Origin of the sequence: Sulfuricurvum sp. (genome assembly GCF_041651515.1) — a bacterium.
In the GTDB taxonomy this organism is placed as follows: Bacteria; Campylobacterota; Campylobacteria; order Campylobacterales; family Sulfurimonadaceae; genus Sulfuricurvum.
The window spans coordinates 63,502-78,116 of sequence record NZ_JBAZJF010000005.1 but is presented as its reverse complement, the minus strand read 5'-3'; the positions used below and the strand labels follow the sequence as shown (position 1 = coordinate 78,116).

13 protein-coding genes are annotated in these 14,615 nt (G+C 43.5%); 8 read left to right on the top strand and 5 right to left on the bottom strand.

The annotated features are described in order from the left end of the window. The first annotated feature begins 11 nt into the window (after positions 1-11). From WC407_RS10580 to WC407_RS10570, 3 genes are read left to right on the top strand one after another with little or no spacing between them, the layout of a single operon-like run. Entirely contained in the window at positions 12-1,964 is a 1,953-nt protein-coding gene (locus WC407_RS10580) for a M3 family metallopeptidase (RefSeq protein WP_373022615.1), read from the top strand. Continuing rightward, positions 1,964-2,977, top strand: a complete 1,014-nt coding sequence (locus WC407_RS10575; protein ID WP_373022614.1) for an endonuclease/exonuclease/phosphatase family protein — start codon at positions 1,964-1,966, stop codon at positions 2,975-2,977. The genes WC407_RS10580 and WC407_RS10575 overlap by 1 nt, the downstream gene beginning before the upstream one ends. A gap of 17 nt (positions 2,978-2,994) precedes the next feature. Continuing rightward, entirely contained in the window at positions 2,995-3,777 is a 783-nt protein-coding gene (locus WC407_RS10570) for a CHAD domain-containing protein (RefSeq protein ID WP_373022613.1), read from the top strand. Here WC407_RS10570 and ung read toward each other — a convergent pair. Genes ung through WC407_RS10555 form a run of 3 tightly spaced genes read right to left on the bottom strand, consistent with a single transcriptional unit; the run spans position 3,716 to position 5,657 of the window. Next, the gene (gene ung, locus WC407_RS10565; protein ID WP_373022612.1) at positions 3,716-4,390 is read right to left on the bottom strand and encodes a uracil-DNA glycosylase; all 675 of its coding nucleotides are present in this window, start codon (positions 4,388-4,390) and stop codon (positions 3,716-3,718) included. The genes WC407_RS10570 and ung overlap by 62 nt on opposite strands. A gap of 4 nt (positions 4,391-4,394) precedes the next feature. Further along, positions 4,395-4,781: a heat shock protein transcriptional repressor HspR gene (locus tag WC407_RS10560; protein ID WP_373022611.1), complete on the bottom strand. Its 387-nt coding sequence runs from the start codon at positions 4,779-4,781 to the stop codon at positions 4,395-4,397. 3 nt (positions 4,782-4,784) lie between these two features. Beyond that, positions 4,785-5,657 (bottom strand): DnaJ C-terminal domain-containing protein, encoded by an 873-nt coding sequence (locus WC407_RS10555; protein ID WP_373022610.1) that lies wholly within the window; start codon positions 5,655-5,657, stop codon positions 4,785-4,787. A gap of 281 nt (positions 5,658-5,938) precedes the next feature. Between WC407_RS10555 and WC407_RS10550 the strand changes: the two genes are divergently transcribed. From WC407_RS10550 to WC407_RS10540, 3 genes are read left to right on the top strand one after another with little or no spacing between them, the layout of a single operon-like run. Next, on the top strand, positions 5,939-7,177 hold the full coding sequence (locus WC407_RS10550) for a TolC family protein (protein WP_373022609.1): 1,239 nt from the start codon (positions 5,939-5,941) through the stop codon (positions 7,175-7,177). Further along, positions 7,177-8,235, top strand: a complete 1,059-nt coding sequence (locus WC407_RS10545) for an efflux RND transporter periplasmic adaptor subunit (protein ID WP_373022608.1) — start codon at positions 7,177-7,179, stop codon at positions 8,233-8,235. Before WC407_RS10550 ends, WC407_RS10545 begins: the two co-directional genes overlap by 1 nt. A gap of 1 nt (position 8,236) precedes the next feature. Next, positions 8,237-11,263, top strand: a complete 3,027-nt coding sequence (locus WC407_RS10540) for an efflux RND transporter permease subunit (protein WP_373022607.1) — start codon at positions 8,237-8,239, stop codon at positions 11,261-11,263. A gap of 100 nt (positions 11,264-11,363) precedes the next feature. On the opposite strand, the gene purH is transcribed toward WC407_RS10540, so the two are convergent. Next, positions 11,364-12,899: a bifunctional phosphoribosylaminoimidazolecarboxamide formyltransferase/IMP cyclohydrolase gene (gene purH / locus WC407_RS10535; RefSeq protein ID WP_373022606.1), complete on the bottom strand. Its 1,536-nt coding sequence runs from the start codon at positions 12,897-12,899 to the stop codon at positions 11,364-11,366. 93 nt (positions 12,900-12,992) lie between these two features. Between purH and WC407_RS10530 the strand changes: the two genes are divergently transcribed. Then, positions 12,993-13,472, top strand: coding sequence for a DNA-deoxyinosine glycosylase (locus tag WC407_RS10530; RefSeq protein WP_373022605.1), 480 nt, complete (start codon positions 12,993-12,995; stop codon positions 13,470-13,472). On the opposite strand, the gene WC407_RS10525 is transcribed toward WC407_RS10530, so the two are convergent. Continuing rightward, complete coding sequence (locus tag WC407_RS10525) at positions 13,461-14,261, bottom strand: D-alanyl-D-alanine carboxypeptidase family protein (RefSeq protein WP_373022604.1); 801 nt, start codon at positions 14,259-14,261, stop codon at positions 13,461-13,463. The genes WC407_RS10530 and WC407_RS10525 overlap by 12 nt on opposite strands. A gap of 63 nt (positions 14,262-14,324) precedes the next feature. Here WC407_RS10525 and WC407_RS10520 point away from each other — a divergent pair, with 63 nt between their 5' ends. Next, positions 14,325-14,612: a hypothetical protein gene (locus WC407_RS10520; protein WP_373022603.1), complete on the top strand. Its 288-nt coding sequence runs from the start codon at positions 14,325-14,327 to the stop codon at positions 14,610-14,612. Positions 14,613-14,615 lie beyond the last annotated feature (3 nt).

Sequence of the window (14,615 nt, the reverse complement as noted above, 5' to 3'; positions counted from 1 at the left end):
TAGGAGTCATCATGCAACCTTTTGCCGATTTTAAACTGAATTTAGAGACCTTTATTGAGGATTTAACGCTCCTTATTAAGAACAATCGTCGTACCATTGAACACTTACTGGCCATACCGGACAAAACTTATACCAATTTTGTCCGCCCTTTTGATTTTATGGAAGAGGATATGGAGTTGCTTTTCACACCGCTCTCTCATATCAATGCGGTCAAAAATTCTCCGGAATCTCAAAAAGTGTATGCAGATGCCCTTCCGATTCTCACCGAATATTCGACATTTATCGGTCAAAATCTCGCTATCTATGATGCATTCAAACACATTAAAGCCAATGAATACGATACGCTAAACAGCGAACAAAAACGTATTTTGGATCTTAATATTCTCCATTTTGAACTTGCAGGGGCCCATCTGGATGAAGCTTCCAAAGAGCGTCTTGCCCAGATTGATCAACGGAAAAGTGTCCTTACCAACGACTTTTCCCAAAATCTCCTCAATGCGACCAATACGTATGAAAAAATTATTACCGCACTTACCGATGTCGAGGGTGTTCCCGAAGGAGATTTGGAAGATGCCCGCTTTGAAGAAGAGGGGGTTGTCAAATACCGTTTTACCCTCCAAATGCCCTCTTACATTGCCTATATGACCTATGGACCCAACCGTTCCATCCGAGAAGAACTTTACCGTGCGTATACAACCCGTGCCCCACAAAACGGAGATATTATTGATGAACTGATGCGTTTGCGCCAAGAGAGTGCCGCATTGCTCGGGTATAAAAACTATTCGGAGTACTCCCTTGCTTCGAAAATGGCCCCCGATACCGATAGCGTCCTAAAATTTTTGAATGAGCTCATCGAAACGTCGCGGGGACAGGCAGAACGCGAAATCAGCGAAGTCCGTGCAATCGCCAAAGATATTGACCTGCAAAGCTACGATACCGCTTATTACGGTGAAATTCTCAAAAAAGCGCAATACGATATTGACGAAGAGGAGTATCGCCCCTATTTTGAGCAACACGGCGTCATGAAAGGATTATTTGACTTTTTGGGGCAACTTCTCGGTATTCGATTTGAGCAATTAGCCCTTGAATTATGGGATGCGAAAGCTCATGCTTATGATGTTTATGAAGGGGAAAAACTTCTTGCCCGGGTCTATTTTGATCTTGAAGCACGCAAGGACAAACGGGGCGGCGCATGGATGCACAATTTCCAGACGCACTGCGAAGATACACAAGGATGCAACCACCTCTCCAGCGCGTTTGTTGTCTGCAACTTTCCACCCTCGTCTGAAAATTCTCCATCCCTTCTAAGACACGATGATGTGGTTACCCTCTTTCATGAGATGGGACATACCATCCACCATCTTTTGAGCAAGGTAAAAGAGCATGGGGTGAGCGGAGTTAACGGAGTCGAGTGGGATGCAGTCGAATTTCCTTCCCAGTTTTTGGAGAACTTTGCCTATGAGCCTAAAGTACTGAAACTCTTTGCCAAGCATTATGAAAGCGGAGCGGTTCTCAGTGATGAGATGATTGAAAAACTCATCCGCGCAAAGAATTTTCAAAGTGGGCTTTTTATGCTCCGTCAGCTCGAATTTTCACTGTTTGACTTTATGCTCCACTCCCGTCTCTATCAGGGGGAGGAGATACAAACCCTCCTTGATGGGATACGGGAACGTACCGCTTTCATCAAACCGCCAAAATATAATAAATTTCAAAACAGTTTTTCGCATATTTTCAGCGGCGGCTACAGCGCGGGATATTACAGCTACAAATGGGCGGAAGTGCTCAGTGCCGATGCCTATTTCGCCATCGTGGATGAGGGGATTTTCGGTTCCGAACTGGCACATAAATACAAAGAAATCATATTGGCCAAAGGGGGGAGCCAAAGCATGCAGGAGCTCTTTGTCGAAATGATGGGGCGTGAGTGTGAAACCAAAAACCTTCTCCGGCTCAACGGTATCGACTAATGCGCTTTATTTGGCTATTGCTCATCAGCGCAACACTATGGGGAGGAACCGAAGTGAAAATAGCAACCTACAACGTCGAAAATCTTTTCGATATGAATGACGACGGCAGTGAATACGAAGAGTACATTCCCAACACCTCATGGGGGTGGAATGATGCGATGTACCGCACCAAACTTCAACATACCGCACAAGTAATCCACGACATCGGTGCCGATATCATCGGGCTCGAAGAGATTGAGTCCGAAACCGCACTCAAAGATCTTAAAGCTGAGTTGAACCGCCAAGGACTTTATTATCAGTACTACGCCTTTTCACGATCCAAAAACACTTCAATTTCCGTCGCATTACTCAGCCGATATCCGATCAAAAGTGTAACCAATCACTCTGTCAGTGCCAGCCGTGAGTTTCGCGATATTATGGAAGTAAAAATCGATATTGAGGGGAAAAGTTTGCGGGTATTCGTCAACCACTGGAAATCCAAAAGCGGCCCTGAAAGTATGCGCATCCTTAGTGCAAAAGTACTCAAGAATCGGCTCAATGCCCTATCTTCCGATGAGCCGTTTGTCCTAATAGGGGATTTTAACTCCCATTACGAAGAGTATCGCACCTTTCTTCGAAGCCGCCGTCTCAATGATACAGAGGGGATTACCGGAATTAATCATATTCTTCAAACCATCGACGAAAATCAAAATCCGATCACCCTCTCCACCCTAAAATCATCCAAAAGCTATCTCTATAATCTCTGGTATGATCTTCCCGAAGATACCCGTTGGAGTCATGAATTTAGAGGGCATGGTGAAGCATTGGATAATATCATTATCTCTCCTGCATTAGCGGATGAAAAAGGGATCGAGTATGTGAGAGGAAGCTTTACACGCGTAACGCCCAATTATCTTTTTAATGACGGAAAGATTTATCGTTGGCAGCAAAGCCGTAAATACCCTAAACATCATTTAGGAGAGGGGTATTCGGATCATCTCCCTATTTGTGCCGTATTCAGAATAACTTCATAACAAGCTATAATGGTTCTATGAAGCTTTCACCTTTAAGCAAATATATTGCCTTTCAGCTTTATCAAGCACGTCTTGCGCTCTACTCTTTTATGGAAAATAAAAAGATAGAGCATCTTCACGAATTCCGGATTGCACTGCGCCAGACTCGTTCCCTGATCAAACTTTTTTTCAATGATTCGATACCGTTTCCTGTACCCCTAAAAGAAGCAATCAAAGCGACTAACCCGATCCGTGAGGTGGATGTACTTATGAGTTCCATCTCCTCTGCCGAGTACCCGAAACTGTTCAAACAACTCTCCAAAATCCGCAAAGACAGTGTTAAACTTCTTTTTTCTACCGAGTTTGCAGAACACATTTTTTCGTTGTTGGATGAATACTATGACCTGATTTCTCAAACCAATCCAACTGTCATCCCAGAGATATTGGTTGAGCGTGTTCTAACCCACTATCAACACTGCTTAACTACCTATCAAAACCTCAGAGAGGATGCCAAACCAAAGGCCCTTCACCGTCTTCGAATCGGCTTTAAAGATGCACGATACGGCTTTGAATTCTTAGAAATTTCCAATATACACAAATGCAAAAAAGTTATTCAACATTGCAAACAATTGCAAAATGATTTAGGAGCCGTTCAAGATGCCCTAAATCAAGTAGAGTGGATCGAAAGACTCTATCAAAGTCACCCCTCTTCCAGTCTAAAAGAGCTTTTAAAACAACAGAACAAAGCCCTTAAACGGCTCAAAGACACCACTCGACCGGTTCAATACCCCAATGGTGTAAATAAGTATTTGTCTGACTAAACGGTTTTGATCCAAAAAAACCTCGATACGAAGAGAGCGGCGAGGGGTGAGGGGCTTTAAGTATCAAATGTTTTCGTTCGTCAATCAAAGCCGATTTTTTCCCCGCAGGTGCCCCCCAAAGTATAAAAACAAGGTGTTCCCGCTCTTCACTGAGAGTACGAATCACCTGATCGGTAAAACGTTCCCACCCTTTCTCTTTATGTGAAAAAGGCTCACCCGATCGAACGCTGAGTAACGTATTAAGAAGCAATACCCCCTGCTGTGCCCACGACGTTAAATCTCCGTTTTTTGGATAATCACACTCTATGTCCGAGACAAGCTCTTTGAAAATATTTTGCAAGGAGGGGGGAAGCGGCACACCCGATTGAACGGAAAAAGAGAGCCCATGCGCCTGACCTGCACCATGGTAAGGATCTTGCCCCAAAATAACCACTTTCACCGATTCAAAAGGGGAAGAGTTAAACGCATTGAATATGTCGCTGCCGCGAGGAAAAAGAGTATAGTGTTTTTTTTCTTCGACCAAAAAAGCTTTCAACTCCTCCATATAGGGTTGAGCAAACTCGTGCTTAAGCACGTTTTTCCAACTCTCATGGATAATAGGGTTAACACTCATTGGATTACTTTAAAATATCGTCTTCGAAAATAACCATCTCATAAATACTCCGTTTTGTCACAAGTGCCTTTTCCGGTGGGACACCGTTGCTGTTACGTACACGCGCTATTTCAATACGAAGCTCTGAGAGCTCATGCTCCATCATCTCCATTTTATCTTTAAGCCGCATAACGACATCGACTCCGGCAAGATTCACCCCGAGCTCTCTTGTTAGGCGAAGAATGGTCTTAATCTTCTCTATATCACGCTGAGAGTATAGACGGATACGTCCATCTGAACGGGAGGGGGCGATTAAGTTTTCCCTCTCATATTGACGAAGGGTTTGAGGATGAATATCCAAAATCTTTGCCACAATACTGATCATATAAACCGGTTCGTCAAAATGGTGCATCTGCTACTCCTGAGGAAGGGATTTTTTCATTTGTTCGACTAAAGCACCATCGATTTTATCGATATTCGGCAATATGATATTTGCTTTAAGATACAAGTCTCCGCGAATATTGCTCTGTCGATTCATTGCTCCCATCTCTTTGAGACGGAAACGCTGGCCGTTTTTGGTATTTTCCGGAACTTTAAGCGTTACCTCTTTATCCAAGGTTTGAACACTCACTTTACCGCCGAAGAGTGCTGAGTAAAGAGGAACATTAAAGATTTTAATCAAAGCATCCCCCTCACGCTCATATTCAGGATTCGGAGAAATTTCAATACGAAGATACAGATCTCCGACTTGCCCTCCGGCACGTTTCCCTTTTCCGCGTACACGAAGTTTTTCACCGCTTTTTATCCCTGCCGGGATTTTTATATCGAAACTCTCTCCACTAAGGCTGATAGAGTGTTTACCGCCAAGGACTCCGACACTAAAAGGGATGGTCACATTGGCATCAATGTCCAAATTCATACCGCCGCCGAATCCACCGCCAAAGCCGCCTGAACCTCCAAAGCCGCCGCCGAATCCACCGCCGCCCTGACCGAAAATATTGCGTAAAATATCGTCCAAATCAACATTTCCACCCCCTTGCCCGCGAGCAAAATCGTGGAAATTCTGCCCCCCGAACATCGAGTCACCGAACTGATCGTACTTGGCTCGCTTCTCTTTATCACTCAAAACTTCATACGCTGCATTAATCTCTTTGAATTTTTCTTCAGCTTTAGGGTCTTTGTTCACATCAGGATGATACTGACGCGCCAATTTTCGATACGCTTTTTTAATTTCCGCTTCGCTCGCGCCAGGTGCAATTTCAAGGGTAGTATATAAACTTTTTGACATGAAGTATTCCTATAAATATTTAGATATTTTTATTGTTAAAAATTATAGCATATAAGTTGAGCCAAAGTCAATCAAGGTTAAAAACTAAAGTTCGATTTCATGGGAGAAAGAGAAGCGTTAAACTTGCGTCACAAAGACGCAAGAATTCTATGTTTTCAGAATCAAAAAACATCATTTTCTATTATCTATGTAAGAAAGGATAAAGCTACTTCACATAAACTTCACACTTTTGCGCTAAAATTCGCGCTATAAATATTACCTATTAAGGATTGCATTTGCGTATGTCTCGATACACGGCACTGCTGCTATTTTTAGTCCCCAACGTATTTGCGACTTCGCTTACTATTGATTCAGCCGTTAAACAATTTGTAGAACACAATTATGATCTTCAGATTGCACGACATACGGCCCAAAAATCTCGTGCAGACCTTATCACGGCAAAAGAGCGTCCGAATCCTGTCTTGCTCGGTTCTTATGAGTTTATGGATCTTAACAATCGCTTCAACGCAACAGCACGAGGATCCGATGCACAACTCACTGTTTTACTGACGCACCCGATTGAAACGGGGGGTAAACGGGATCGACGTATAGATGTGGCAATGCATTCAATCACGTTCAGTGATTTAATCTATGATGAAACCGTTCGAGAACAACTTATCTCCTTGATCGATGCCTATTATTTGGTATTGGGTGATCAGGCAGATCTTGCAAATGCCCAAGATAACACGAATGCTTACAACAATATCGTCACCGTTGCAAAAACAAAATTGGATCATGGATTCCTTTCCCTTATCGATTACCAAAAAATTTCATTGCAATCTATCGACTATACCAAAGAGGTGGAGAATAGCCGTTTAGCGTTACTGCAAGATCGTGAAGCACTGGCCGCCTTACTCGCACTCTCCTCGTCAGATATTATCGCTACTGCACCGATCGATTCTCCCTTATTACTCCCCTCGTTAGAGGATTTATTGGCAAAAACCACCGAACGCCCCGATTGCAAAGCCGCCAAACAAAATTTAGCTATTGCGGATGCCGCATTGAGCCTTGAAAAAGCCAACGGTGTTCCGAATGTTACGCTTGGTGCCGAATATGCCAGCTTCGGTCCTACGTATGAGCCTCTAGCCGGAGTGAACGTCTCTATGCCCCTTCCGATTTATGATAGAAACGAAGGGGATATTGAAAAAGCCCGCATCAGTACCCTCCAAGCTTCCAGCCTTTACGAAAAAACCCTTCGTATGGCGAAGTCGGATGTTATTCAAAGCTATGAAGCTGCCCAATCGCGACAAAGTGTTTATAAAGCTATGAGCGAAGGGTTTAGTGCAGCCAAAGAGCTCAAAGAGAAACAAGAAAAGATTTTCGCTCTAAAAGGAATCTCCGTACTTGAACTCCTTGATGCCCAAAAAAGCTATCGAGAGTATCAAAAAAATATGACTCACGCCCTTATTGATTTACATATTGCTACTGCCCATCTAAAATTAAACTCAGGTCAATCTTTTATTGATTCAAAAGGATATTAATGCGTTTCCCCCTTACTCTGTCGTGTACACTTGCTTTGCTTTTACTCACCGGATGTGATAAAGCACCTCCGTCCGGTTCTGAAAAAGTAGCTGCAACCCATGCTCCGGACATTACCTTGGTTTCACCGGAATTCGGCACTTTTAATACTGAAATTTCAACAACCGCCTCGGTTCAGCCTTCTCCGGATGGCATTGTATCGATCACTGCACCCGTGGATGGAACCATCAATAAAATTCATATAGCGGTAGGGGATAAAATCTCTTCCGGTTCGCCGCTTATCACCATCCGTTCCTCCGACATCAGTGATGTACAAAGCGATCAGCTCTCGGCAAAAGCGGCATATACCCAAGCTAAACATATCTACACTATGAATAAAGAGCTTTTCAAACTGGGTGCTATTACGGCCAATGATCTAGCGCTGTCGCAAAGCAATCTTACCCAAGCTGAAGCTATGGTAAAAGGATTTTCTCAGAAACTCAATTATTTCGATGCTGCTTCTGATCAAACCCTCACACTTCATTCTCCAATCAACGGAGTAGTGTATGAAATAGCAACCCACTTGGGGGAAAAAATAAGCAATGATACAACGCAAGCTTTGGTAAAAATTGCCAATCCTCATAAAAAAGTAGTGGTCGCCACGGTTTATGAAAAAGATTTATCCGCTTTCTTTGTCGGAAAACAGGTAGATATAAAACTTGAAAACAGTGAAACGGGACCGATTAAAGGTAAGGTAACGTATATCAGCGATGTTCTTGATCCGGACAATAAAACCATCAAAGTCTATATTCAGCCCTCCATCGACTCTTCTGAACTGCGGATCAATACGTTTGCCAATATCTACTCCGGTACCGAGAAAAAAGATGTTTTCCGCATCCCTAAAAAATCACTTCTCTATAAAGAAGGAAAATTTATCGTTTTTGTGAAAAAAGACAACCAATTCACTCCTCTTAACGTTACCCTTGTCAGTGATGATCCAAAAGACAGTTTTTCACTGGTTAAAGGTCTCCCTGAAAACACCCAAATAGCGCTTGAAGCTATTGCGTTGGAGAAAGAATAAGATGCGCCGTCTCGCCAATTTTTTTATCGATAATTTTCTGGCCGTATTGTTATTTACCGCTATCACCGTTGCTGTCAGTATCGTCGTCGTACGGGATTTAAATATTGAAGCATTCCCCGATCCGGCACCTCCGATTTTGGAAGTCGTTACCACCAATGAAGGGCACTCCGCCGAAGAGATCGAGAAGCAGATTACGACCCCTTTGGAAATTGCTTTGGCAGGTATGCCTGGATTGGAGAACATCAACAGTGTTTCACTGTATGGGCTTTCTGATATCAAATGTAAATTCTCCTACGATGTCTCCTATAAAGATGCTCGACAGGAGGTCTTAAACCGTCTTGCACAAGCCGATATTCCTGCTGAAGTGACTCCGGAAATCATCCCTAATGCCATCGGTGAAATCATGCGCTACCGTGTTATCGGAAATCGCAGCATGAGTGAGTTGCGTACCTATCAAGACTGGGTTGTAGCACGCTATCTCAAAACCGTCCCCAATATTGCCGATATCGGAAGCTACGGTGGAGCGATAAAAGCCTACTCCGTGGTCGTTCATCCTGAGGATCTTATCAAGTACAAAATTCCTCTCAGTGATGTAATTCAGTCCCTCTCAAAAAGCAATGTCAACGTTGGCGGCCGTGTATTGGAGTTCGGAGACCAATATTATACGATTCGAGGTATCGGTCTTATCAAAACGACCCAAGATATTGAGAACACCATTGTTGACACTATCAATGATCGCCCTATCTATGTCAAAAATCTTGCAGATGTTTCCATCTCTACCATGCCGCGTACCGGTCTTGCAGGACTCAATGAAACCAATGATATCGTCATGGGGGTTGTTGTTCTTCGTAAAAATGCACCCAGTGTTTCTGCCATGGAAGAGCTCCATAAAAAAATTGACGAACTTAATAACGGAGTCCTTCCAAAAGACATCAAAGTCGTCCCGTTTTATGATCGACAAGACCTTCTCCATACCGTTGTAGATAAACTCAAAGAGACCGCATCGATCGGGATGATCTTAGTATTCTTTATTATACTTGTCTTTTTAGGTGATCTACGTGCAGCCTTTATTGTCGCCGCAATCATTCCAATGTCACTGCTCTATACCCTCGCATTAATGGCCAATCAGCATGAATCGGCCAATTTACTCTCCTTAGGAGCAATTGACTTTGGGATCATTGTCGATATTCCACTGATCGTTATTGAAAACTATTTCCGGCTCAAACATCAGGGACGGCAACATATTCCGGCTATTCAAGAAACGGCAGCCGAAGTGGGCAAGCCGATTATGTTTTCGATTCTTATCATTTTTCTTGCTTTCATCCCTCTTTTTGCTATGAAAGGGGCAGAATCACAAATCTTTCTCCCTATGGCAAAAACCTACGTCTACGCGATCAGTTTCGCATTTATACTCACGTTTAGTTTTCTATTGGCGAGCAAATACACTTTTCTGCTCCACTCCCATGAAAAAGTCTTACCGTTCTTGGATTGGGCAAAAGCAAAATACATGCAGACCATTTCTCGTATTACGAGCAAGATGGCGGTTATGGCGACCGGGGTAATTCTCGTTCTAACCCTCTTTATTGCAAATATTCTCGGTGCTGAATTTTTACCAAAAATGGATGAGGGGAATTTATATATCCGTGCCATTTTCCCCTATTCGATCAGCCTAAACAAAAGCTATGAGAACTCTAAAAAAATGCGCGATGTTTTAGCGAAGTATCCGGAGGTGCAAACCATCGAGTTTCAAGCCGGACGCCCTGAAGACGGAACTGACCCTACCGGACCGTTCAATACCGAATATTTTGTGAAACTTAAAGATTATAAAGATTGGCATCGCGGTATTACGAAACCAGAGCTCGAAGATGAAGTTCGCAAAGCACTTAGAGCCCGATTCCCGAATGCCGATATAAGCGTATCCCAATACATCGAAGACAATCTTGCCGAAGCGATGTCCGGAGTAAAAGGGGAAAACTCGGTCAAAATTTTCGGGGATGATCTCTATGTACTCGATCGTCTCGCAAAAGAGGTGGAAGCTAAAATCAAAAAGATTGAGGGTGTTACCGACGTCGGAATTTTCAAAGAGACCGGACAACCGAGTTTGATTGTCGAAGTCGATCGAGAAAAAGCCGCTCTGTATGGTGTTAACGTTGTTGATTTGATGGACGTCGTCGCATCGTCGCTCGATGGCCGTGCTATCACTAAAATTATAGAACAGGATAAACGTTTCGATTTGGTCGTCCGATTTCCGGATACGTACCGAAAAAGTATCGAAAATATCAAAGAAATCCCTATCGTTTTGGACAGCGGCGGCGTTATTCCCCTCTCCAAAATTACCAAAATTTATTACGATACGGGTGCCTCTTTTGTTTACCGTGAAAATTTCAAACGATTTATCCCGATCAAATTTGCGGTTGCTTCGAATGACTTAGCCGGAACGGTAGCAAAAGTACAAGCCGCCATCGATACGGTTAAAATGCCGGATGGGTACCTAACCAGTCTATCCGGTCGTTTCGAGCAAATGCAAAGTGCGTTCGGGCGTTTAAAAATAATGACTCCCTCCGCAATGTTTCTGATCACATTGGTTTTATTTATCTATTTCGGATCGATTAAAAATACGGTTATTATCCTCACAGCCGCATTGTTTTCCGTGTTCGGAGGATTAACCTTTCTCCTTCTTTTGGGAGAATCGCTCAGCGTATCGGCATCCGTAGGATTTATCTCTATTTTAGGGGTCAGTATCCTCAATGCCTCCATCTTTGTTATTCATTATATGCAATTGCATAAGCATGGAATCGATACCGAAGATGCCATACGACAAACTGCATCGGATAAATTTAGAGCTATTCTCATGACGGGATTAACCGCTTCCATCGGGTTATTGCCCGCAATGCTCTCGACCGGTGTCGGCTCACAAGTGCAAAAACCGCTTGCCATTGTTGTTGTAGGGGGAATGCTGATCGGAACCTTCATCCTACTGATGCTAATGCCGCCGTTATTACGTTTTGTTAAACTAAAAGAATATTAAAAATAAGAAGATTTCCCGCTTATCGCGGGAAGCTGCACGAAGATAGAAAATTCTGCCTCTATAAAGGCAAGCTTCGGTGCCTTAGCGGCAAGCGTAGCTATTAGTGTAGAAAGTGGCGAGTTCCGGTAAAGTACAACGCCATACCGTGTTCATCTGCTGCTGCGATAACTTCCTCATCACGTACCGAACCACCCGGCTGAATGACGGTTTTAACACCGGCACCCGCTGCCGCATCAATCGAGTCACGGAACGGGAAAAACGCTTCAGAAGCCAAAGCTGATCCACTGACATCCAATCCCATCTCTTCGGCTTTACGCAATGCACAACGCGCCGCATCGACACGTGATGTCATCCCCATACCGACCGCAACCATTGCCGCATCTTTAACATACACAACGCAGTTTGATTTGGTCAAAGATGCCACTTTGTATGCAATCTCAGCATCTTTTAGGGCGGATTCGCTCGCGGTATGTTTGGTCACCAACTTAGCATTTTTCACTTCATCCGCAGTAACACGATCAGCGTCTTGGAAGACAAACCCGCCGTCGATGTGTTTGAAATCGATAACATCGTTGCTCAAAGCGATACGATCACTACCATACTCGAAGAGTTTGAGACGTTTTTTCGGTTCAAATACCGCGCGTGCTTCCTCATCGATAGATCCTGCAATAATTACCTCAAGAAACATTTCGTTCATTTTCTCAGCAAGCTCTTTAGTAACGACACCGTTTACGGCAACCACACCGCCGAATGCCGATACCGGATCGCATTTAAGTGCCTCGTTATACGCATCAAGAAGATTCTCACGAATCGCGAAACCGCACGGATTACCGTGTTTGACGATACAGATAGCGTTCTCGTCCCCGAATGCCGCCGCGATTTTCACCGCACCACTGATATCGGTAAGGTTATTGAAGCTTGCTTCCCCTTTGAGGGTTTTGAAGTTTTTAGAGAAGAACGATTCGAACTCATACAATCCACCCTTTTGGTGAGGATTTTCGCCGTAACGGGTATCCATCACCTTGTTTCCGACGATGAACTGTTTAGCCCCCATACCATTATTAAAACGTTTGTTCATATAGTTAGCAATCATAGAGTCGTATGCCGCTGTATGCTCATACGCTTTGATCATCAGATCGCGGCGGAACTCTACACTGTTTTCGTCATTTTCAATTGCGTTAAGGACTACGGAGTAGTCACTCGGATCGGTAACGATCAATACGTCATTAAAGTTTTTCGCCGCAGAACGGACCATTGCAGGGCCGCCGATGTCGATGTTTTCAATGATCTCTTCAAAATCGTCGGTTTTTTCGATCGTCGCTTTGAACGGATAGAGGTTGACACACACCAAATCGATCTCAACGATCCCATATTCCATTGCCATATTCACATGGGAGTCCAAATCACGACGAAATAAAATACCGCCGTGAATATACGGGTTCAGGGTTTTAACCCGTCCGTCAAACATCTCAGGAAATCCGGTGACATCATCTATCTCGATAGCATCTACACCTGAATCGCGTAACATTTTGTACGTTCCGCCCGTTGAGACGATCTCATAGTCCAAACCGATAAGAGATTTGGCGAATTCAACGATGTTGCTTTTATCGCTGACACTTAGCAGTGCACGCTTCATGCAGATCCTTTGATTGGGTTTTAACCCAGAATTAATGGCGGAATTGTAACAAATGGTGGTTTAGGGGAAGGTAAATTGAGTTAAAATACGTCCATGGAATCCTATAGTCATCCTTTTCCCCCGATCATCAACGCATCTACTCGTATCCTTTTTTTAGGAAGTTTCCCCAGTATCGCCTCATTCGAGCAGGTCTACTTTAAAATAAACTTATCAAGTGTCAAGATCATTTTTCATGTCCGATTAGAAACGAATGAAGCTAAAAAAACCTTTTGTTTGGAAAAAGGGATCGGGTTATGGGACGTCATCAGCTCATGCGAGCGGAGCAATTCGAGCGATACGAATCTCAAAAACTGTCTCCCTAACAATTTTGAAACCCTGTTGAACGATTATCCGAATATCAAGGTATTCGCCTTTACGGGAAAAAAAAGCTATGATCTGTTTTTGAAATATTACAAGAATTTGAGCGTCGAGAAGGTGCTTCTCCCCTCCACTTCACCTGCCCATGCCGCGATGAAACGGGAAGAAAAAACCGCTATTTATAAAGCATTTTTAAATCAGTTTCTAACTGTTTAATACTTGCTCAAAAATATTTTTCGCCGTTTTCCAACGATCGACTTTGGCATGCATCATCACGATGACACAATCATGCCCGTCTTTTTTAGCTCTGGCGATTAAACACGCACCCGCTTTTGCCGTATACCCTGTTTTGATCCCTACCGCATATTCATATCGGTTCAAAAGGCGGTTGTGGGTATAAGCAAAAAACTTTTTATGGGAATTGAGGGAATAATAGGTATATTCGTTCAGTTTACCGATAGCATTAAAGGTCGAATTTTTAATCGCGTATTCGGTTAATGTGAGTAAATCGTTCGTCGTGGAATAGTGCTCTTTGTCATCGTATCCGCAGGGGTTAGTGAAATGGGTATGCTTCAAGCCGATTTGCCGCGCTTTGGCATTCATCATTGCTACAAATTTCTCTTCATCACCCCCGATGGCAATCGCTATTGCCATCGCCGCATCATTATCGGACTGGATCATTGCCGCCTTCACCAAATCGCTCAGGAGTATCACATCTCCCCGCTTATACCCTGCTATTGTCGGCTCGACATGGGTCATTTCACGAGTAATCGTCACATACTGATTCATTTTTCCGCTGTTTATTGCGAGCAACGCCGTCATCACTTTGGTCAAACTTGCCGGTTTTAACTCTTTTAACGGCTCTTTGGAATATAAAATATGTTTGGAGTTTAAATCTTTTACGACCATAGCATCAATGTTCAATTGGTTCAATTCATGTTTATTAATATCGGCAAATAAACTCACACTGAGCGTTAAACACAACCCTGTAAATTTTTTAATCATACAACAACCTTTTATATCTTCTTCACGGAGTCTAGCAAACAATATACCAAACCGAGGTAGAGTATGCTAAAATTCGCAAAAAAAGGGGGGATAATGCGACGTTTTCGACGATTTTTCGCGCTGTTATTTATCCTCTCCCTCTTTGTAGGGGTAGTTCATGAACTAAGCCATGCCCATCATCACGGCGATGTATGTGAAGTGTGTGTTCTTGCACATGCCCCTGCATTATTGAGTGATACTCCCGCGTTAGTATCGCTCGAACAATCGTATGAACCTTTTGCCTCTCCCAAAACAAGCCGACCGATAGCATCAGCCATCACAGATCGAAGCCGCTCTCCCCCGCTTTCCTAATCA

What these genes read in the sequence shown, in the direction of transcription:
- WC407_RS10580 (WP_373022615.1), top strand. Translation starts at nt 12, where the DNA reads ATGCAACCTTTTGCCGATTTTAAACTGAATTTAGAGACCTTTATTGAG.
- WC407_RS10570 (WP_373022613.1), top strand. Translation starts at nt 2,995, where the DNA reads ATGAAGCTTTCACCTTTAAGCAAATATATTGCCTTTCAGCTTTATCAA.
- ung (WP_373022612.1), bottom strand. Translation starts at nt 4,390, where the DNA reads ATGAGTGTTAACCCTATTATCCATGAGAGTTGGAAAAACGTGCTTAAG.
- WC407_RS10525 (WP_373022604.1), bottom strand. Translation starts at nt 14,261, where the DNA reads ATGATTAAAAAATTTACAGGGTTGTGTTTAACGCTCAGTGTGAGTTTA.
- WC407_RS10520 (WP_373022603.1), top strand. Translation starts at nt 14,325, where the DNA reads ATGCTAAAATTCGCAAAAAAAGGGGGGATAATGCGACGTTTTCGACGA.
- WC407_RS10530 (WP_373022605.1), top strand. Translation starts at nt 12,993, where the DNA reads ATGGAATCCTATAGTCATCCTTTTCCCCCGATCATCAACGCATCTACT.
- WC407_RS10540 (WP_373022607.1), top strand. Translation starts at nt 8,237, where the DNA reads ATGCGCCGTCTCGCCAATTTTTTTATCGATAATTTTCTGGCCGTATTG.
- WC407_RS10575 (WP_373022614.1), top strand. Translation starts at nt 1,964, where the DNA reads ATGCGCTTTATTTGGCTATTGCTCATCAGCGCAACACTATGGGGAGGA.
- WC407_RS10545 (WP_373022608.1), top strand. Translation starts at nt 7,177, where the DNA reads ATGCGTTTCCCCCTTACTCTGTCGTGTACACTTGCTTTGCTTTTACTC.
- purH (WP_373022606.1), bottom strand. Translation starts at nt 12,899, where the DNA reads ATGAAGCGTGCACTGCTAAGTGTCAGCGATAAAAGCAACATCGTTGAA.
- WC407_RS10555 (WP_373022610.1), bottom strand. Translation starts at nt 5,657, where the DNA reads ATGTCAAAAAGTTTATATACTACCCTTGAAATTGCACCTGGCGCGAGC.
- WC407_RS10560 (WP_373022611.1), bottom strand. Translation starts at nt 4,781, where the DNA reads ATGCACCATTTTGACGAACCGGTTTATATGATCAGTATTGTGGCAAAG.
- WC407_RS10550 (WP_373022609.1), top strand. Translation starts at nt 5,939, where the DNA reads ATGTCTCGATACACGGCACTGCTGCTATTTTTAGTCCCCAACGTATTT.